Genomic DNA, 17,463 nt, shown 5'->3' on the forward strand with positions numbered 1-17,463 from the left:
CGGGTCCGACTGGGCAAATATTGCCTAGGGTATGGTTTCCATATGGTTAACGAAGGTTAAGAACCGCGGCAAAATCGCGGACATGAAAAAAACCGGCTTCGAAAAGCGAAGCCGGTTTTCGTCAAATGCCACGGGTACGGGCGGATTTACTGCCGGTACTGCTGGATCCGGGTGGTGCGCAGCCCGGCCAGACCATGCTGGTCGATCGAGAACTGCCAGGAAAGGAATTCATCGACGGTCAATGTGTAGCGGCTGCAGGCCTCCTCAAGGGAGAGCAGGCCGCCGCGGACCGCAGCGACGACTTCGGCCTTGCGGCGGATGACCCACCGTTTGGTACCGGGGGCCGGCAAATCCGCAATCGTTAACGGGCTGCCGTCAGGCCCGATGACGTATTTCACCCTCGGGCGATGGGGTTCTGTCATGGCGTACTCACAAACTCTCAACCACTGAACTCGCAAGAGGTAACCTACGCCCACCGGTTTAAAATTTGCCTAAGCCCAAGCGTTCAATACGAATCTCGTTGGACCGGCCGGGAACTGGGGGCGGATCGGGTGCCCGGGGGCCGATTGTTGGCCTGTCATCAGGCTCCGGAGCGAGCGGCACCCCTCTCCCTAACCCTCCCCCACAAGGAGGAGGGAACCCTCCTGCCGGTGCGTCCCTTACGTCGCTTACCCGCAATTCCCTCGCATCTCACACGCTGTGCAATGTGAGGTAAGCACACTGCTCAGGCTCCCTGTCCCCTTTGCGGGGGAGGGTTGGGGAGAGGGGGTCCCGGGCGAGATAATCGACGTGCGACTCGCTTCCGCAATCATCTCGCGTGTGACAACATGTGTCGAAAGATTGCCGGACGGCACCTTGGTCAATTTTCCTTGACCAACACGACAGCCCCGCGCCGTAACGACGCGCGACCGCCTGCGTAGGAGAGATTGTCCGTTCACCGCAGGTGGACGCGCCCCTCCACTCACTCGATCCGAGCACTTGTCATGATGATGAACAGACGCACTTTCTCGACCGCCTTGCTTGCCGGCGCCGCGGCTTCGCTGGTGTCCTCGCGCGGTATGGCCGCAACCACGCCGCCGGTGAAGGCGCGCAACGTCGTGCTGGTGCATGGCCTGTTCGCCGACGGCTCCTGCTGGACCGAGGTCATTGCGCGCTTGCAGGCCGCCGGGCTCAATGTGACGTCGGTGCAAGATCCGTTGACCACGCTGCCGGAAGCAGTCGCCTCGGCGCAGCGCGTGCTCGATCGCCAGGACGGCCCGACGGTGCTGGTCGGTCATTCCTTCTCCGGCATGATCGTCACCGAGGCCGGCGTGCATCCGAACGTCTCGGCGCTGGTCTATGTCGCCGCGCGCGCCCCCGATGCGGACGAGGACTATACCGCGTTGGCAAAAACCTATCCGACGCCGCCGGCCAGCGCCGGCATCGTGTTCGATGGCGACGAAGGCCGGCTGTCGGAAGAGGCCTTCCTGCGCGATTTCGCCGGCGACCTGCCGGAAGCGAAAGCAAAGGTGCTCTATGCCGTGCAGCAGCCGTTCCACAAGCAACTGCTGGCCGGCAAGGTCAGCCACGCGGCCTGGCGCAGCAAGCCGAGCTACTACGCCGTCTCGACCGAAGACCGCACCATCAATCCGGATCTCGAACGCTTCATGGCGAAGCGGATGGGCGCCACCACGATCGAGGTGAAGGCGAGCCATCTCGCACTGATCTCGCAGCCCGACGCGATCGCGCGGCTGATCCTCGACGCAGCGGGACAATCGAAGTGAGCGTGGGCGCTAACCGTCCTTCGGAGCGCGCCCGCTTCCCCCACGCGCGATAACGAAAGCAGCCCTGGGGTGTGGCGACGCTCCCAGGGCCGCTTTGCGACTCGGTGCCGCCTAGAGGATGTGCGCGCCATGGCTGTCGAGGATGCCGTGATGGCTCGCGCGTGGAATCAAATCATGCACGACGGCATCGACGTCGACCTGTCGCTTGCGCTTGGTGCTGAGCGCGTTCAGTAGCGTGGCGACGAGGATCATCACCAGGACGCCGGCAAGACTGAGCACGATCTGCATCGAAAGCCGGTTCGAGATGTCGAACAGATCAAACCGGCTGACGAGCGCCAGCAGGACGCCGAGACAATAAATCGGCAGCGAATTCTCGCCACAACACCGCGCGCTGCGTAGAATCGGTGTCGATAGCCCCCGCCAGCCCTCGGGAACCAGCCATAACGCCACGATCGCAAGCGCCAGAAAATGCAGCAGCCGCAACGGACTCAAATTCGATTTGTCCAATGGAAACAATAGATCCGTCAGGGTCGGCGGGACCAGCTTGATGTCCTGGCCCAGCGCAAGGACCAGGCTGAACGCCAGATAGAGAGCAGAAAGAACGAGCGCAGGGCGCGACGTCACCCATCCTCGGATCCTCTTCCTCTCGATGATGTACCACGCGCCCAGCACGACCGGCAGCTGCCACGCCAGCGGATTGAAGAACCAGACGCCATCGGGCCAGGCAGGAACGCTCCAGCCGAAGACGTGCACCAGCACATAAAGCAACAACGAGATGCCAAGCGTCACGTTTGGAGCTCGCAGCAGCAGCCACAACAGCGGCGCGAACAATACGTGACAGATCACAAAGACCGGCAAGACATCGGTATTGACGGGGCGGTACTGCAGGACCGCCGCGTGCGCAAGCGTGGCGCCCGGACGCTCGAACAGAACCCGCGTATTGCTCTCGTCGGCAAGACGATCGCTGCCCGTGAGGTAGACGAGGATGGCGCAAGCGAGCGTAAGCAGCAGAAAGGCGGCATAGATGTCCCATCCCCGCCGCAGCGAACGGCCGATCATGCCGCTCCAGCCGTCACGCTGACGCGCCCTGCCGTAGGCCAGTGCGCAGGTCACGCCCGAGATGAACATGAATATCTCGGCGGCATCGCAGAAGCCGTAGTTGCGCAGTGTCAGCCAACTTCCGACGTTATTTGGAATGTGATCGAGAAAGATCCACCATAACGCGATCCCGCGGCAGACGTCGATGCGCGGGTCGCGGCCGGTCGATCTGAACTCCGGCGGAGTTTCGCCGATCAATCGCTTCGAAGTGTGGGTTCGATCAAGCATTTGTTGATCTGTCTGGCGTGCGCGCACGGCCTGATCGGGCACAGGTCCGTGAGACGATCGGATGCTCCGAGGCGTGCGCGTGCCGGACTAGCCTCCGGTCAACCTATGGGATTGCGCGCTGCAGCTATCCGATGGTTGGCGGCGCTTTCGCCGGCCAGCCACGTTCGTCGGGGCCAGAAGGATCATCGTCCTCCGACGGCGCCAGCAAGGTTCCGCCGATGACCGGTATCAAAAGCTGTTTCCGCATTTCGGCGAGGCGGGCACGGCAGTATTCGTGATAAAGCATGTCGAATATGGTGGACATGATCGAACCCTTTCCTGATCACTAAGGCTGACTTCCCATGTGACAGATTTCGACCATTTCAACCGGGGCCAAAAAACCAACGGTGCCGCCGGCAGTCCAACGAATACTGATAGCGATTTGGCCGGAGCGACCAAACAAAATCGAGACCAGTAGTTCTACAAGGGAGCCTTAGTGCGGCTCCTTAAGCTGGATCAATCGCAAACAGGGTCGTAGGGCTGATTTGCGCTTGCACTCTGCCAGGAATGTTTGAACTGGATCCGATGGCAGCAATCATAAATTGAGCCGTCACGACCATATCCTCTTAAAGGAGAAAAATCGGCTGCGACTTTCGCGGATATTATACACGTAATATTCTGGCCACTGAGTGAACCAGTTCACACTACTATCAATCACAGGCAAATCAGACTAGCAGACCGATAGCGTGGCTTCTTGGACTCATGCGCACGGATCAAGAGCAGGCCGGTGCGTGAATTGCAAAATGCAGATTCGACGTTGGTGTGCCGCAGTACTTCATTCTGATGTTCTGTGAAGGCTGGAGGTCCCCATGCCTACGGACGCAGCCAATTTCATATCGTATCGATTTTCAACGCGCGATCTTCCGGAGCGGATTCGCATCCCCGCATGGCGCGAGCACTTTGGGCGATGCGTCGTGCATGCAGATATCGAGCCTCTATCGAACGTTCCGTTCGAGGCCGATGCGTCCCTGTATGCGGTTCGGGGTTTGCGTACGCTCGCGCTGAAAGGCACTTCCATGCGTTTCAAGCGCTTGCAAGCGAACCTTGCCGATGGTGATGACTCAATCGGCGTGATCTTCTGCTCTTCCGGCGGAAGCCAGCTGTCGCAGCGCGGCGGGGAAGTTGAAGTTCGCGGCAGCGATGCAATCGCAATTCTGCATTCCGAGCCCGTCAGCGTTACTTATGTCGAGGGATTGCAATTTGGTCTGGCCGTGCCGCGCGAGGTGCTTGCGCAGCGCTTGACTGACGTCGAAAGCCTGGCTATGCGGCCGATTTGGCACCGAACCGAAGCATTCCGGCTGTTCACGGCGTATCTGAAGTCGGTCATTAGGACGAGGGCGCTGTCCGCCCCCAGGCTTCATGATACGGTCGTGACCCACATCCATGATCTCATCGCGCTCGCAATCGGCGAGGGGCCTGCCTTGGGCGAGAGCAGCGCGAGCGCCGTCGTGGCCGCTCGGCACAACGCAGTGCTCGACTACCTGGCCATACACTTTCAGGAGCCCGGGCTCAACGTTCAAACGGTCGCCCGTTGCCAGGGCATTTCACCTCGCTATCTGCAGCGCCTGATGGCGTCATCGGGGTCATCGTTCACCGAGCGCTTGAATGAATTGCGTCTGCAACGGGCGCTCAAATTGCTAACCGAGTCTCACGCCAGCCGTCAGCGAATTTCCGATATCGCGCTGGAGGTCGGTTTCTCGGATGTATCTTATTTCAATCGCCTGTTCCGAACGCGTTTCGGCGATTCGCCGCGCGGCGTCCGCCTCGCCCGAAAGGATTCTCACTGAGCCGATCCAGGCGATCGGCGTGCGGCGTGCCACGCTACTTGTTCAGGTCCCAGAAAAATACCCTGTCGCTTGTCACTGCCGAATACCAACTGCCAAAGTACATGTCAGCATCGTGTATCTGGCCATTCACCCAGATGTCGGTATGACCGATGTTACTGGTGTCAGTTGGTTCAAATATGATCACCCCGTTTCGGGCACCGATCTTTGATGTATTCGAAAACATTTCCCCTGAGCCGTACCGGTTATTGAGGTACTGCCGGAAATCGAGGGTGGAAAAAATATACTCCCAGCCATCCTTATCGATGAGAAACCGCACCTTTTTGACGAGTACGCCGCCCTTGCCGTAGTCGCCGTCGCAATTGATGTAGTGACCATCAACGTGGTTGAACGCCCAACACATTTTCGAGACGCACGTATTCTTGTGCCCGGGTTCGTCGTGAAACTTCTTTATGGGACCATTGATCATGGTCTTGAATTCGTCGGTCATGCTTGGGTGGTTAGCCAGCAAAGTGTTGAAGCTAATGTTGACGAAACCCATACTCTTTTCTCCGCAGCGCCGTTGCGCCCGAGCCTTGCAGCTCCGACGGGAAAAATTTGGCTTCTGGGACGACATCTGGAGGCGTCGTCGAAATGATGCATCCTAAAGCCGTGACCGTTACAGTGTCCACCGATGAGGGGCGCGACATCGGGACGCCGCGCCGCATGCCGACAGTCGTTCGGACGCTCAGCAGATAGTTGCCGAAGTCGGCTTCAGGTGAAAAGCAGATGGTGGGCAATGCCTGCCAGAGCACGATCCGCAAAAAGTGCGAAGCGGCATTCCGAAAAGATCATGCTTAAACAACGAGCTACAGCGCGATGACGATCTCATAGCGCTGTAGAGGCCGACGGAAGAACTGGCGCCGCTATCGCTAGATCGTTCTTCATTGCGGACGCGGTGTCGGTCGCCAGGAAAGATCGTCGGACCACAGGTAGATCGCGATCGCTGCGAGGCACAGTGCGATGCCGATCCAGAAGATTGGCGAATGGTGGATCGGCCGTCGATGGCCCGGAGCTGGCTTCATTCGATCAACTCATCTCGCGCGGGAGCAGTGAGGTGGCAATCACCCGGAATTGAGAGTGTCGCTCAGGCAGGACGTCCTCCGCAAGACCTTCATCACAGGCACGCCGCCAGCGCGGCTTCCATTTGCTGCAACATGCCAAAACGGACGCCAGGCGGCTCCTGCTCCCCGGGCGGCGTCAACCGGAGATGGATTCCGGGCTTCGCCGGTAGGATGAGTGGAGCGCAGCGATACCCAGCATTTTTATCCGCGCGGTGAGATGATGGGGTTTCGCTGCGCTCTACTCATCCTACGATGGACATCGTGATGGTAACCGGTGTTGCCAATTCGACACGACGGGCAACTCAGCAAAACCTGTCAATCCTCTGTAATAAAAATATTTCGGTTTTACGGAATGACAACTCGGTGTATGGTTCGCCCGTCTCACCCGATCGAGGGGCGCTTCGCGGTCGTCACGAACGCGGTGTGGGATGCGGTGGACGCCGAGCGTGGTGCTGACGAGAGCGCGCGAACGGACGGTGAAGTCGTGTGGTCCTGACGCCCTAGGTGGTGTGGACTCTAAGGATTCCCTTTTAGGCAAATCAGATTCAAGGCTGCTTTTGGGGAGGCCGCCTTGGGTGTGATGGACCGTTTGGTATTGAGCGACGCGGCGTGGGAGCGGATAGCGCCGCTGATCATAGGGCGCCCCGATCAGAAGGGCTCCACCGGGCGCGACAACCGGATGTTCGTGGAAGGTGTGCTGTGGATCGTGCGTACGGGGTCTCCCTGGCGCGATCTTCCGGAGGTGTTTGGGGACTGGAACAGCGTGTTCCGGCGCTTCAGTCGATGGAGCATCAAGGGTGTTTGGTGGCGGATCTTCGAGGCGATGTCCGATGATCCGGACTTCGAATATCTGATCGTCGATTCCACCATCGTTCGGGCGCATCAGCACGCCGCCGGCGCCAAAAAGGGGGGTCTGAAGATCAAGCGGAAGATCAAGCGATCGGCCGCTCGCGCGGCGGCCTGAGCACCAAGATACATATGGCCGTTCGAGGCTTGGGATGTCCGGTGCGGTTCACGCTCACCGCAGGTCAGAAGGGCGATGCACCGCAAGCCGCCGCATTGATCGAAGGCTTATCCGCCGAGGTCGTCATGGCCGATACGGCCTATGACGCCGATCACTTGCGCCAAGCCATCGCCGCCAAAGGCGCGCTCGCCGTGATCCCCAACAACCCGTCACGCGCGCTCAAATATCCACTCGACAAGCATTTCTATGCCCAGCGTCATCTCGTCGAATGCTGCTTCTCAAAGCTCAAGCAGTTCCGCCGCGTCGCAACCCGCTTCGAAAAAACGGCCCGGAACTACCGGGCCGTCGTCACTCTCGCAGCCATCGTTCTATGGATGCGCTAGTGTCCACACCACCTAGTGGCCGGTGTCTCGTCGCAACACGCGAACGCGTTTTGCGAAGGCGGTGACAAGCAAGCCCAGTCTCGCCGGGGAGAGCACGTATAAGCCGTAACCCATCGCGCAGGGAAAGCCGGGTTGTTTCCGGTTACACCTGTGGTCCTACCCCCGAGCTTTCTACCCTTTGCTCGGGGCCCATGGGTGCGATCGGCACCCGGCTTTCCCTGCGCCCTCTGTGAAGAGAGAGGGCGGAACGAGAAGCAAAGCTCGGGCGGATCATGTCGCGAGAATGCGAAGTTGTGTCCCCACCCACACTGTCATCGCCCGGCTCGACCGGGCGATCCAGTACGCCGCGGCCTCTCGGCTCAAGCAGCGGCGTCTCTGGAATACTGGATCACCCGCTTTCGCGGGTGATGACACCGCGATGCTTGATCGTGAATCGAGAACAATCGCGTCCGTCGGCGCGGCGCAAGTCGGGACGACGTAGCTTAACTGCTGCCGCTCGACGTGCCGCGCACCACGCGCTTGATCTTGTCGGTGGTGTAGGTCTGCCCGCCGATCGAGAGCAGCGGTGGCGAGGCGGTCAGGTCGACGGAGTCGACGACGCCCTGCACTTCGGTGGAAATCGCGAGGTCCTTGCCACTGGAATCCTTGCCGGTGGCGGTCAGCGTGTAGGTGCCGGCCGGCCACTGCGTGCCGTCATTGCCCTTGCCGTCCCAGACGAAGCTGGCGTTGCCCTGCTTCAGGCTGAAATTGCCGGAATAGGCGGTCTGGCCGGTCGAGCTCGTGATCGTGATGGTGGCGCTGGTGGCTTGCGGGGACACCAGATTCCAGGTCGCCGATTTGTCGAACTGCGTCTTGCTGCCGTCGACCGCGACGGTGTTGCCGACATAGACCAGCGCCTGGGTCGACTGCGCGCTCTTCTCGATCTCGATCAGCGACTTCAGCTGGTCGTTGGATTTCAGCTGCTGCTCGACGCCGGCGAACTGCACGAGCTGCTGGGTGAACTGGTTGGTGTCGAGCGGATCGAGCGGGTTCTGGTTCTGCAACTGGGTCGTGAGCAACGTCAGGAAGGTCTGGAAATTGTCGGCAATGCCCTGCGACGACGTCGTCAAGCCGCTGCCGGAGCTGCTGCTGCTTCCGGAGCTCGTTCCGTTGCTGGTGCCCGGTGCTGAGACGACGGGCGTCGGCATGGTTGCATCGACTGACATCGTGAACTCCTTACACTCTGATATCGACGCCGCCGAGGGCGCCGGTTGTGCGTCCGTAGGAGCGGCCCGCCACCGCGGCAGGAACGCTGTCCTCCTCGGCGACGATCAAACGGTGGGCGTTCGGGTTGGGCTGGCCGTTGTTGTTCTGGCCCGACTGCGACTGGTCGCGCAGGCTGAACTGCAATCCGCCATCGCCGGTCGAGAGGCCGGCATTGTCGAGCGCGCGCTGCAGCTGGTTGGCGTCCTGGCGCAGCATCGACAGCGTCTCCGGGCGTTCGACCGTGAGATGCGATGTCACCTGGCCGTTGCGATCGACATCGATGCGGACGTCGATGCGGCCGAGCTCGGCGGGGTCGAGCCGGATCTCGAAGCGGCTCTTGCCGCTCTTGGCGGAGGCTGCGATCTGCATCGCAAGCCCGCTGAGCGGCACGGCGGCGCTTTGCGCAGCGTTGGTCACCGTCAATTGCGCGGTCGCGGACGGCGGCGTCTGCGTGGTCGTCAGTTGCGGCTGGATTGCATTCGCCGCCTGCGCGGAGGGATCGGGCGTGGTGAGCTGGGTCGACGCAGCCGTGTGTCCGCCTACCGGCGGCGTTGGCGCGGCGCTGCCGTCGCCGCTCGCATCGGCCTTGATCGCATCGGCGGCACCGTCCACAGCCGCCTTCGCCTTGCCGGCGACAGCGGCGGCCGGCGCGGCTGCAGGAACGATGGTCGTCGGCGCAGCCGGTGCGGCGCCGCCGCTGCCCGTGGCTGCGCTGTCCTGGTCCGCAGGTGCCGTGGCGGTCGCGTCCTTTGCGGCCACCTGGACCTTGGCCTGCGTCGTCTTCGTCGGTGTTCCGGCGGCAATTGTTGCAGCGAGCGTCGCGTCGCCGGTCGCTGTCGCTGCGCCCTCGGCCGTTGTTGCATCGGCCGTGGTGATGACTGGAGTCTCGGTCTTGACGCCGGCCGCCTTGGCGACCTTGCCGGCATTCGCCGTCGTGGCCGCCGCCGTTGCGGTGTCGGCGCCGGCAGGCGCGCCGCTGCTGCCCGGCGCTCCCGTGCCGGCGATGGCCACGCTTGCCGCAATCGCCCCGGCCGCGATCGCAAGCGGTGCGGCCGGCTGGTCGGACGGCGTGGTGGCCGTCACTGCCGGGTCAGCCGCCGGAGCAGCGGTAGCGGCAGCAATCACCGCGGCGGCCGTGGCAGCACTGGATGGATTTGGCTGCGCAACGGCTTGCGTCGTGGCCGGCGTGTCATCGGTGGATGGCGTATCGGTGCTCGCGTCATCCGACTTGGATTTCGACTTGGTCTTGCGCGTCGCTGTCGCTATCGACCTTCTTGTCGTCAGGCGAACTGCTGGAATCCCGCGTCCGGTCGGGGGCCGTCGTGGTGTCGCGGGAGCGCGTATCCGTCGTCGAGGACGAATCGTCGGAGCGGCGCGACGGCGCCGGTTGCGAGTCGTAGCGGCTCGAGTCGTTGCTGGACGAAGTGCTGCTGTCGACCAGCGCGGCAAAGCCGTCGTTCCCCGCCTGCGCGGCGGGGTCGGGCCGCGACGACCGCGGCGTCGTGCCCTGAAAAGACCGGCTTGCCAATGCTTCCGACGTGACGCTGACCACTGCCAACCCTCGCAAATGAGACTTCCGGGCTTTTGTCAGCAAGGAGCGGGCCAATCATGGCGTGCAATAAATACTCAGCTATTTCAGATGGTTACGTGTCGCCTTCATGGACTGGAACAGGTTCCCGACGGGTCTCCTTTTTGCCCGGCGGCAAGATTTGCCGTCCGCGCGCGGCAACGCGTCGTTTCCGCCGGATTGCCTCACCGGAATACGGCCTATATTAAAGGTGGCCTCCGACGCGTCCTGAACCGACCGAAGCCGCCGTGGATGCGTTCTAAGGCATTCTGGATAAAAGGCTTTTCCAATTTCGTCGCGGAGTGCGTAAGCTCGCCGCGACACTGCTCAATGACCCCTTGAAGATGCTCAACAGTCTGGATCTCGAAAGCCGCCCTGAAGACACACGGATCGTCGTCGCCATGTCCGGCGGCGTCGACTCGTCGGTGACGGCTGCGCTGTTGAAGTCGCAAGGCTATGACGTGGTCGGGATCACGCTGCAGCTCTACGACCACGGCGCCGCGACCCATCGCAAGGACGCCTGCTGCGCCGGCCGCGACATCCACGACGCGCGCAATGTCGCCGAGCGGATCGGCATCCCGCATTACGTGCTCGACTATGAAAGCCGGTTCAAGGAATCCGTGATCGACAATTTCGCCGACAGCTACGCGCTCGGCGAGACGCCGGTGCCGTGCATCGAGTGCAACCGTTCGGTCAAGTTCCGCGATCTGCTCGCAACCGCGCGCGAGCTCGGTGCGCAGGCGCTCGCCACCGGACACTATGTCGCCTCGCGCCGGCTGGCCGACGGATCGCGCTCGCTGACTTGCGCGGCGGATGCCGACCGCGACCAGAGCTATTTCCTGTTCGCCACCACGCGCGAGCAGCTCGACTTCCTGCGCTTCCCGCTCGGCGACATGACCAAGCCGCAGACCCGCGAGCTTGCGCGGCGCTTCGATCTCGAGGTCGCCGACAAGCAGGACAGCCAGGACATCTGCTTCGTGCCGACCGGCCGCTACACCGACATCATCGGACGGCTGAAGCCGAATGCGATCGCGCCGGGCGACATCGTCGATCTCGCCGGCAATGTCGTCGGCCAGCACCAGGGCATCGTTCATTTCACCGTCGGCCAGCGCAAGGGCCTTGGCATTGCCTCGGGCAGCCCGCTCTATGTGGTCAAACTCGATGCGGCGACGCGCCGTGTCGTGGTCGGGCCGCGCGAGGCGCTGCGGATGGATCGCATCGCGCTGCGCGACGTCAACTGGATCGGCGACGGCGCGCTGGATCGCGTGATCGGCGAGGGCATCGAGCTGTATGTCCGCGTGCGTTCGACGCGCGCGCCGCAGCCGGCGTGGTTGCGCGCCGCCGATGGCGGCTATGAGGTCGAGCTCGTCGCCGGCGAGGAGGGCGTGTCGCCCGGCCAGGCCTGCGTGTTCTACGACGCAGCCTCTGGGCAGGCGCGCGTGCTCGGCGGTGGCTTCATCAGGAGTGCGAGCGCGAGCCGCGTGGCGCGGGCGGCTGTGCGGGATGCGGCGGCGGCGCTCGCCGATGCGGTTCGCGGATAGACAGAAGAAACGTCGGGGCAGGGAATGGCTGGGGACATCGACCGCGAGGGGGTCGAAAAGGCGTATGGCCGCTGGGCACCGATCTACGATCTGGTGTTCGGCAAGGTGTTCGATCAGGGCCGTCAGTCGACGATTGCGGAAGCCGACCGGATCGGCGGGCGCGTGCTCGATGTCGGCGTCGGCACCGGGCTGTCGCTGTCGGAATATGCGCCCACCACAAAACTGTGCGGCGTCGATATTTCCGAGCCGATGCTGCGGCGGGCGCTGAAGCGCGTGCGCGCGCTGGGCCTCTCCAATGTCGAGACGCTGGCGGTGATGGACGCCAAGAACCTCGCATTTCCGGATGCGTTCTTCGATGCGGTTGTCGCGCAATACGTCATTACCGCGGTGCCGGATCCCGAGGCGACGCTGGATGATTTTGTTCGCGTGCTGAAGCCCGGCGGCGAACTGATCTTGGTCAATCACATCGGCGCCGAGAGCGGTCCGCGCCGCATCTTCGAGCTCGCCTTTGCGCCGCTGGCGCGGCGGCTCGGCTGGCGTCCGGAATTCCCGTGGGAGCGGCTGACCGATTGGGCTGCCAAGCATGGCGGCGTCAGTCTCGCGGAGCGTCGGCCGATGCCGCCGATGGGGCACTTCTCGCTGATCCGATTCCGCAAATCGTGAGGCTGCGGCGATTTTCATAGGGAACATCGGCGCGTCGTCACGGTTCTCCCGTCATGAGGATTCGAACGCTGGCTTTTTACTGTGTGCTGATGACGGCACCCGTTGTGGCCGCCGCGCAGGCGCCGCCGACGCCTACCACGCCGCCGGCGCGGACCGCGCCGCCGGCACCGTCGCGCGCTGCCGTGAATTGCGCGCCGCAACAGCCTTCGCATACCGGCGTGGTGGTTCCGGAGGGAACCACCACCGGCCAGGCGCTGGGCGACAAGCTCGCCAAATCCGACGGCGTGCTGTGCCCGCCGGCCGGCGTCGATCCCGAGATGCGTGCGCCGACCCCGCAAGGCGGCAACACGCCGGTGATTCCACCGCCCGGCAGCCCTGGCGGCGACCCATCGGTGCGGCCGAAATAGCCTCTGTCTGCAATAAGTTGCGACTCTGTCCGCCTTTGCTTGACAGGCGAGCATGCCACTCTTTATATGCCGCCCGTTCGCACCCGCGGCTGCACGCCGACGTTCGCGAGCCCATGGCGGGGTAGCTCAGCTGGTTAGAGCACGGGAATCATAATCCTGGGGTCGGGGGTTCAAGTCCCTCTCCCGCTACCACCTTTCTCCACACACCCGTTGCCCGGTTGGGGTAAGCGGCTTTGCCGAGCAGGGCATTTTGGGCGGCCGCTTCTGCGGCCTCTGCGTCGCCTGCTGTGAGACTCCGCGTCTAAAGTCATGCGTACCGGCTACCTGGAAGCAACCCAGCCTCGCAAGCCGTCGACCGTGTGAAATCCGTCCGTGGCGTAGCACCGAATGGATGGCAGGAAGGCCTGCGCCATCTCTGCAAGCGGATGTCCTGGGCCGAGGTCCAACACCCTGGTGACTCCCAGCTCTGCGAGGGCTTCCAAGGTCGCTTCCCAGTCGATGGGGCACGCGACCTGGCCTGCGAGCTTCGCTGTTGCACTCCCTGCAGAGAAGATGCGCTCGCCGTCGCCCCCGGAAAGCAGGATCAGCTCGCTTGCGACGGGGGCGCGTCTGCTGCCGTCGAGCGCCTGTTGCAGCGGCGCGCAGGCCTGCGCGAGGTGTGACGTGTGCGATGCGATTTTCACGGCGAGAAGGCCGGTGCGTGCGGCGCCCTGTCTTGTCGCTTCCCGGCAGAGCTCGATGACGTCCCGCTCTGCGCCTCCGATCACGAACAGGAGGTCGGGGTTCTTGATCGCGATCTCGCAGCGGTGGTGTTCCAGCAGACGTTCGAGCGCGGCCCGGTCGAGCCCGCGGACGTAGCCGAGGCGGCCATCTGGTCCGGCCGCGCGGTCCATCTGGCGCGCGCGAACATCTGTCAGTCGGAGGGCTTCGTCGGCTGTCCATATTCCGGCGATGCTCCAGGCCGCCATCTCACCAACGCTGTAACCTGTGACGGCAGTCTGTTCAGGCAGCAGGTCGGCAATGCAGGCGTGGATCGCGAGCACCGACGTGACGGTCAGGATCTGGCTGACACGGTTGGTGGACAATACGTCCACGCTTTGTGTCCTGACGAGCTGTCGCGGATCCTCGCCGAGACAGGTGGTTGCTGCGTCGAAAACCGGCTTCGCGGCGGGCTGCTCCGCGACCAGATCGAAGATCTTGTCCGAGAGGGTGCCTTGTCCGCCGCAGAGCAGTGCAAGCATCAGCGTTCCAGTCGATCGACGAAGAGGGCCATGGCCAGCAGGTCCGCCGAGCCGCCCGGGCTCAGATTGCGCGCCACGAACGCGTGATGAATGTCGACCGCTCGTCTCCGCCAGCCGGCAGATCCGATGCCTCCTGCCGCCAGAAATGCGGATGCGCTGGCCTGCACGAAGCGCAATCCTTCCGGTCCGCCCCGATGCAACAGGTTAGTGTCGGTGACGTCGGCGATGAGCGTCATGCATGTCTGAATGCGCACCGCTTCCTCATCATGAGGAACGAGCCTCCGCGCCGCATGCAGCGCGGGAAGGGCGATGTCATACACCGACGGAAAGCCATGGGCGGCTTCCGCCCTGGCGCCGCCGGCGCCGTAGCGCCGCGAGGCGACGGCGCCATGGCTGCGCAGGGATATGGGACCTGAAAGGATGTCTTTGTCCCAGCGCCGCGACACCAGGTCGCCGAGCGATTTGCGGATGCCGAGCGCGCCACGATATCCGGCCGCGGCGCAGAGCAGGCCTAATCCGAAGATCGCGCCGCGATGCGTGTTGACGCCGCGGGTTGCAGCGAGCATGGCGCGCTCCGCCGCAACTCCGATCGCGCGCAACCGGTTCATGCCGGCGCCCTCGGCGCCTGCGGCTGCCAGATCGCTGAAGAACGGCTTCAGGGTTTCGGCGCTGCGGCACAGGAGCTCGGCGTCCATGTCGCCATGCGCGCCATTGTCGACATGGCTGACCAACCCCGGCTTGGGATAGGTCTCGACTTCGAGCTTCAGGCAAGACGATGCCAGATGGCCGAGCTGCTCCGCATCAAGCGCGGATTCCGGCCGCGATTGCCATTTGAGTGCAACGTTCATGACACGTGACCCGCGAGAAAGGCTGCCCGCGTCGTGCTGGTGACCCCGGTCGGGCCTTTCACAAGCACTTCGTCCTCGTCAGCGCCGGTCAGTTCGCGCCATTGAACCCCTCCTGCCGGACCGACGATCTCACCGTCCAGCCGCATCGGCGCCCGCTGTGCAATCCGGGCGATGTCGGACGGCAGAGTATCTCCTCGCCTGGCTGCCGACAGCGGCCAGAGCAGATCAAGGTCCGAACTGTTCGAAAGATAGCGAAGGCCGGTGAGATGCTGCCAGGCCAGGCTGCCAAAGGTGCGGGTCTCCGGCAAAAGCTGGATAAGCTCGTCGATCGTCTCGCCCCAAGCTGCGGGCGCCGTCGCGGCGGCGTCGGCCAGCAATGGGGGCGGGGCGGATGCGACGATATCGGCCGCGGCGAGTGAGATCGCAATGCGCCGTTTGCCGTGGCTCGGCGGCAGTGGCAGACCGAGCGGAATCATGCCGGCAGTATCGCTGCAAGCCGGCCGGCGAACGATGAGGGGACGGCCGGCGTGCACCCAGCCTGCGACGATCGGCTCGCTGGCGAGTTCGGGATAACGGCTCATCACGGCGGTCCATCCGGACGCCGAGGCCTTCACCATACTGTGGCGCGCGAGAGCTTCAACCATCTTGCGATCCCCGATGTAAGGCTGCCGCGACGGCAACGCGTTCAGCCAGTTCGGCCGCTTTCCGCCGTCCGCCGCGTTCGGCGCCGCGCCGGCCGCGATCATCCTGTCCTTGCGGCCGTTGCAGCACGGCCGCAAGCTGCGGCGCCAAAGGCGCATTTTCGTCCCAGACGACGTGAATGCCGCCGGTCTGCACCATGTTCTCGAGGCCCGGAGCGAACACCGGTGTCGCTTCTGCCTTGGCCTTGAGCATATCGATCGGAAGTTTGGTGACCCGCGCCATCGACGGCAGATCCATCACCGCGGGATGCGCGCCGGGCAGCGCGACCAGCGTGCCGGCGGCAAGCGCCGTCGCGATGAACGCTCCGGCCGCGCTGCCGCCGTAGAGCAGGGCGACGGTGCGGTGGCCTTCCGCTTCCGCCAGCAGCAAGGCTTTGGCGAGATGCGACAGGTATTCGCTGAGGCCGAGCAATTCGTCGCGTCGGCTCATGCGCTGGCTTGAGGAATCCACCAGGAACAGGATCGGAGCCCGATCGCCTGATCTGACGATCTCGATCACGCGTCCAGCGAGCATAATCGCCTCGTCCACGCCGAGCGGCTGTCCCTGCGTGATGCCGAGCACGTGGACCGGCCCTGCACCGGGAAGGACCGCCTTTCCCGCGATCGTCGCGGCGATGACGTCGATATCGCTGCCGCTGGGGAACAGGCTCGTCAGAATGTCATCGAGCACCATCGGCGTTCTCCCTGTTGTTTGCCGCGCGAAGGAACGCGTCGGTCGAAAGCGATGGGATATCGGCCGGTTGACCGACGCCCAGCGCCTGCCAGATCTCGACGGCATCCTTGGACGCGCCGAAACGCTGCAGGCGTCGCTCCAGGCGCTTCTGCTCGGCTTCGAGAACCGCTACGCCGCAATCGCGCCTGATCGTGAGTGCATCGATCGCCGCCTGTCGAAACGCCAGCGCCTCGTCGTCAACGAACGTGTCGGCGCCGCCAATGAGGTAGCGGTGCTTGCCTCCCATCGTGCGCCAGACGAGGGCCCGATCGCGTGAGTCGAATTCCTCGACGCCCTTGTTGGTCTCGATCACCTCGGGGCCGCTGACGCTGATCCGCCCCTGCTCGGAGACGACGAGGCGCGAGCAGCTGCCGGCGATCAGGCTGCCGCCGCCATAGCATCCGGCGCGTCCGCCGATCAGTCCGATCACGTTGACGCCGGCGCGCCGCGCCTCGACCACCGCGCGGATGATTTCCGAGATCGCGAGCTCACCGGCGTTGGCCTCCTGAAGACGAACACCGCCGGTGTCGAACAGGATCAGCACATCCTGGTTCAGTGTGCGTGCCGCGCGCAGCAGGCCGGTGAGCTTGGCGCCGTGGACCTCACCGAAGGCGCCGCCCATGAAGCGACCTTCCTGCGCTGCGACGAGCACGGGCGATCCTTCCAGGCGGCCGCGTCCGACGACGATGCCGTCGTCGAACTGCTCCGGCAGGTCGAAGATCGCCAGATGCGGGCTCATCTCGCGCTGCTCGGGACCGATGAATTCGGCAAAGCTGCCGGCATCGACCAGCGCTTCTATGCGCTGCCGGGCGCTCGCCTCGTACCAGCTCAGCGAAACCGTATTGGCTGTGGCCGCGGTCATCGTTCCGGCTCCTCGATCTTGCGGATGCCTTGCGCGAGGCGCAGCGCGACCGTGTCGGGCCGGGCTCCGCCGTCATTGATCGAGATACGCAAGCCACCGGCAGGGCGGCGGGCGACGAAGTCGCGCACGACGGCGTCCCACACCGCACCGAAGCCGTGGGCCGCGGTCGCGATGTCGATCACGCAGGTGTCGGCCGGCGAAGCGCGTTCCAGCAGAACCTCGAGGTTGCCGGAAGCGACGACGCCGACGATCGCCTGGATGCGGGTGCCGCCGGCGCGTGTCGGGGCAGATAGTCTGAAGCTGAGCGTTTCCAT

General features: G+C 63.7%; 19 protein-coding genes, 1 tRNA gene and 1 pseudogene. 7 read left to right on the top strand and 14 right to left on the bottom strand.

Features of this window, described 5'->3' with window-relative positions; genetic code table 11:
- Positions 1-146: 146 nt before the first annotated feature.
- Positions 147-422 (bottom strand): DUF1153 domain-containing protein, encoded by a 276-nt coding sequence (locus tag HAP54_RS20035; RefSeq protein ID WP_002714638.1) that lies wholly within the window; start codon positions 420-422, stop codon positions 147-149.
- Positions 423-983: 561 nt separating this feature from the next.
- On the opposite strand from HAP54_RS20035, the gene HAP54_RS20040 reads away from it, so the two are divergent.
- Positions 984-1,763 carry an alpha/beta fold hydrolase gene (locus HAP54_RS20040; protein ID WP_166303064.1) on the top strand — a complete coding sequence of 260 codons (780 nt, stop codon included), beginning with the start codon at positions 984-986 and terminating at the stop codon, positions 1,761-1,763.
- A 111-nt stretch (positions 1,764-1,874) separates the two neighbouring features.
- On the opposite strand, the gene HAP54_RS20045 is transcribed toward HAP54_RS20040, so the two are convergent.
- Positions 1,875-3,089, bottom strand: a complete 1,215-nt coding sequence (locus tag HAP54_RS20045; protein WP_166303067.1) for an OpgC family protein — start codon at positions 3,087-3,089, stop codon at positions 1,875-1,877.
- A 124-nt stretch (positions 3,090-3,213) separates the two neighbouring features.
- The gene (locus HAP54_RS20050) at positions 3,214-3,393 is read right to left on the bottom strand and encodes a hypothetical protein (protein ID WP_166202918.1); all 180 of its coding nucleotides are present in this window, start codon (positions 3,391-3,393) and stop codon (positions 3,214-3,216) included.
- A 544-nt stretch (positions 3,394-3,937) separates the two neighbouring features.
- Here HAP54_RS20050 and HAP54_RS20055 point away from each other — a divergent pair.
- Complete coding sequence (locus tag HAP54_RS20055; protein ID WP_166303070.1) at positions 3,938-4,915, top strand: helix-turn-helix transcriptional regulator; 978 nt, start codon at positions 3,938-3,940, stop codon at positions 4,913-4,915.
- Positions 4,916-4,949: 34 nt separating this feature from the next.
- On the opposite strand, the gene HAP54_RS20060 is transcribed toward HAP54_RS20055, so the two are convergent.
- Positions 4,950-5,453, bottom strand: coding sequence for a T6SS effector amidase Tae4 family protein (locus HAP54_RS20060; protein WP_166303072.1), 504 nt, complete (start codon positions 5,451-5,453; stop codon positions 4,950-4,952).
- A complete protein-coding gene (locus HAP54_RS20065; RefSeq protein WP_166303075.1) occupies positions 5,434-5,715 on the bottom strand; it encodes a hypothetical protein in 282 nt (93 codons plus the stop codon). The genes HAP54_RS20060 and HAP54_RS20065 overlap by 20 nt, the downstream gene beginning before the upstream one ends.
- Positions 5,716-6,595: 880 nt before the next feature.
- Here HAP54_RS20065 and HAP54_RS20070 point away from each other — a divergent pair.
- Positions 6,596-7,362 (top strand): annotated as a pseudogene (locus tag HAP54_RS20070) (IS5 family transposase).
- A gap of 482 nt (positions 7,363-7,844) precedes the next feature.
- Here HAP54_RS20070 and HAP54_RS20075 read toward each other — a convergent pair.
- The 3 genes from HAP54_RS20075 to HAP54_RS20085 form a co-directional block, all read right to left on the bottom strand.
- Positions 7,845-8,567 carry a flagellar hook assembly protein FlgD gene (locus HAP54_RS20075; protein ID WP_166303078.1) on the bottom strand — a complete coding sequence of 241 codons (723 nt, stop codon included), beginning with the start codon at positions 8,565-8,567 and terminating at the stop codon, positions 7,845-7,847.
- Between the two features lie 10 nt (positions 8,568-8,577).
- A complete protein-coding gene (locus tag HAP54_RS20080) occupies positions 8,578-9,690 on the bottom strand; it encodes a flagellar hook-length control protein FliK (RefSeq protein ID WP_339156847.1) in 1,113 nt (370 codons plus the stop codon).
- A gap of 136 nt (positions 9,691-9,826) precedes the next feature.
- Complete coding sequence (locus tag HAP54_RS20085; RefSeq protein WP_166303081.1) at positions 9,827-10,159, bottom strand: hypothetical protein; 333 nt, start codon at positions 10,157-10,159, stop codon at positions 9,827-9,829.
- A gap of 359 nt (positions 10,160-10,518) precedes the next feature.
- On the opposite strand from HAP54_RS20085, the gene mnmA reads away from it, so the two are divergent.
- The 4 genes from mnmA (at position 10,519) to HAP54_RS20105 (ending at position 12,977) form a co-directional block, all read left to right on the top strand.
- The gene (gene mnmA / locus HAP54_RS20090) at positions 10,519-11,715 is read left to right on the top strand and encodes a tRNA 2-thiouridine(34) synthase MnmA (RefSeq protein ID WP_166308097.1); all 1,197 of its coding nucleotides are present in this window, start codon (positions 10,519-10,521) and stop codon (positions 11,713-11,715) included.
- Between the two features lie 24 nt (positions 11,716-11,739).
- Positions 11,740-12,378, top strand: coding sequence for a class I SAM-dependent methyltransferase (locus HAP54_RS20095; protein ID WP_166303084.1), 639 nt, complete (start codon positions 11,740-11,742; stop codon positions 12,376-12,378).
- Between the two features lie 89 nt (positions 12,379-12,467).
- Complete coding sequence (locus tag HAP54_RS20100) at positions 12,468-12,785, top strand: hypothetical protein (protein ID WP_414646207.1); 318 nt, start codon at positions 12,468-12,470, stop codon at positions 12,783-12,785.
- Positions 12,786-12,900: 115 nt separating this feature from the next.
- Positions 12,901-12,977: transfer RNA gene (locus HAP54_RS20105), tRNA-Met, on the top strand.
- Positions 12,978-13,105: 128 nt separating this feature from the next.
- On the opposite strand, the gene HAP54_RS20110 is transcribed toward HAP54_RS20105, so the two are convergent.
- Genes HAP54_RS20110 through mdcC form a run of 6 tightly spaced genes read right to left on the bottom strand, consistent with a single transcriptional unit; the run spans position 13,106 to position 17,463 of the window.
- A complete protein-coding gene (locus tag HAP54_RS20110) occupies positions 13,106-14,026 on the bottom strand; it encodes an acyltransferase domain-containing protein (RefSeq protein ID WP_166303090.1) in 921 nt (306 codons plus the stop codon).
- On the bottom strand, positions 14,026-14,874 hold the full coding sequence (gene mdcB / locus HAP54_RS20115) for a triphosphoribosyl-dephospho-CoA synthase MdcB (protein WP_166303093.1): 849 nt from the start codon (positions 14,872-14,874) through the stop codon (positions 14,026-14,028). The genes HAP54_RS20110 and mdcB overlap by 1 nt, the downstream gene beginning before the upstream one ends.
- Positions 14,871-15,518, bottom strand: a complete 648-nt coding sequence (mdcG, locus tag HAP54_RS20120) for a malonate decarboxylase holo-[acyl-carrier-protein] synthase (protein WP_166303096.1) — start codon at positions 15,516-15,518, stop codon at positions 14,871-14,873. Before mdcG ends, mdcB begins: the two co-directional genes overlap by 4 nt.
- On the bottom strand, positions 15,511-16,248 hold the full coding sequence (gene mdcE / locus HAP54_RS20125) for a biotin-independent malonate decarboxylase subunit gamma (RefSeq protein ID WP_166303099.1): 738 nt from the start codon (positions 16,246-16,248) through the stop codon (positions 15,511-15,513). Before mdcE ends, mdcG begins: the two co-directional genes overlap by 8 nt.
- Positions 16,235-17,149 carry a biotin-independent malonate decarboxylase subunit beta gene (locus HAP54_RS20130; protein ID WP_166303102.1) on the bottom strand — a complete coding sequence of 305 codons (915 nt, stop codon included), beginning with the start codon at positions 17,147-17,149 and terminating at the stop codon, positions 16,235-16,237. The genes mdcE and HAP54_RS20130 overlap by 14 nt, the downstream gene beginning before the upstream one ends.
- Positions 17,146-17,463, bottom strand: coding sequence for a malonate decarboxylase acyl carrier protein (mdcC, locus tag HAP54_RS20135; protein ID WP_166303104.1), 318 nt, complete (start codon positions 17,461-17,463; stop codon positions 17,146-17,148). Before mdcC ends, HAP54_RS20130 begins: the two co-directional genes overlap by 4 nt.

Source organism: Bradyrhizobium sp. 2S1 (genome assembly GCF_011516625.5).
Taxonomy (GTDB): Bacteria; Pseudomonadota; Alphaproteobacteria; order Rhizobiales; family Xanthobacteraceae; genus Bradyrhizobium; species Bradyrhizobium septentrionale.

What these genes read in the sequence shown, in the direction of transcription:
- HAP54_RS20130 (WP_166303102.1), bottom strand. Translation starts at nt 17,149, where the DNA reads ATGACCGCGGCCACAGCCAATACGGTTTCGCTGAGCTGGTACGAGGCG.
- HAP54_RS20100 (WP_414646207.1), top strand. Translation starts at nt 12,468, where the DNA reads ATGACGGCACCCGTTGTGGCCGCCGCGCAGGCGCCGCCGACGCCTACC.
- mdcG (WP_166303096.1), bottom strand. Translation starts at nt 15,518, where the DNA reads ATGGTTGAAGCTCTCGCGCGCCACAGTATGGTGAAGGCCTCGGCGTCC.
- HAP54_RS20035 (WP_002714638.1), bottom strand. Translation starts at nt 422, where the DNA reads ATGACAGAACCCCATCGCCCGAGGGTGAAATACGTCATCGGGCCTGAC.
- HAP54_RS20075 (WP_166303078.1), bottom strand. Translation starts at nt 8,567, where the DNA reads ATGTCAGTCGATGCAACCATGCCGACGCCCGTCGTCTCAGCACCGGGC.
- mdcE (WP_166303099.1), bottom strand. Translation starts at nt 16,248, where the DNA reads ATGGTGCTCGATGACATTCTGACGAGCCTGTTCCCCAGCGGCAGCGAT.
- HAP54_RS20060 (WP_166303072.1), bottom strand. Translation starts at nt 5,453, where the DNA reads ATGGGTTTCGTCAACATTAGCTTCAACACTTTGCTGGCTAACCACCCA.
- mnmA (WP_166308097.1), top strand. Translation starts at nt 10,519, where the DNA reads ATGCTCAACAGTCTGGATCTCGAAAGCCGCCCTGAAGACACACGGATC.
- HAP54_RS20040 (WP_166303064.1), top strand. Translation starts at nt 984, where the DNA reads ATGATGATGAACAGACGCACTTTCTCGACCGCCTTGCTTGCCGGCGCC.
- mdcB (WP_166303093.1), bottom strand. Translation starts at nt 14,874, where the DNA reads ATGAACGTTGCACTCAAATGGCAATCGCGGCCGGAATCCGCGCTTGAT.
- mdcC (WP_166303104.1), bottom strand. Translation starts at nt 17,463, where the DNA reads ATGGAAACGCTCAGCTTCAGACTATCTGCCCCGACACGCGCCGGCGGC.
- HAP54_RS20050 (WP_166202918.1), bottom strand. Translation starts at nt 3,393, where the DNA reads ATGTCCACCATATTCGACATGCTTTATCACGAATACTGCCGTGCCCGC.
- HAP54_RS20095 (WP_166303084.1), top strand. Translation starts at nt 11,740, where the DNA reads ATGGCTGGGGACATCGACCGCGAGGGGGTCGAAAAGGCGTATGGCCGC.
- HAP54_RS20110 (WP_166303090.1), bottom strand. Translation starts at nt 14,026, where the DNA reads ATGCTTGCACTGCTCTGCGGCGGACAAGGCACCCTCTCGGACAAGATC.
- HAP54_RS20045 (WP_166303067.1), bottom strand. Translation starts at nt 3,089, where the DNA reads ATGCTTGATCGAACCCACACTTCGAAGCGATTGATCGGCGAAACTCCG.
- HAP54_RS20055 (WP_166303070.1), top strand. Translation starts at nt 3,938, where the DNA reads ATGCCTACGGACGCAGCCAATTTCATATCGTATCGATTTTCAACGCGC.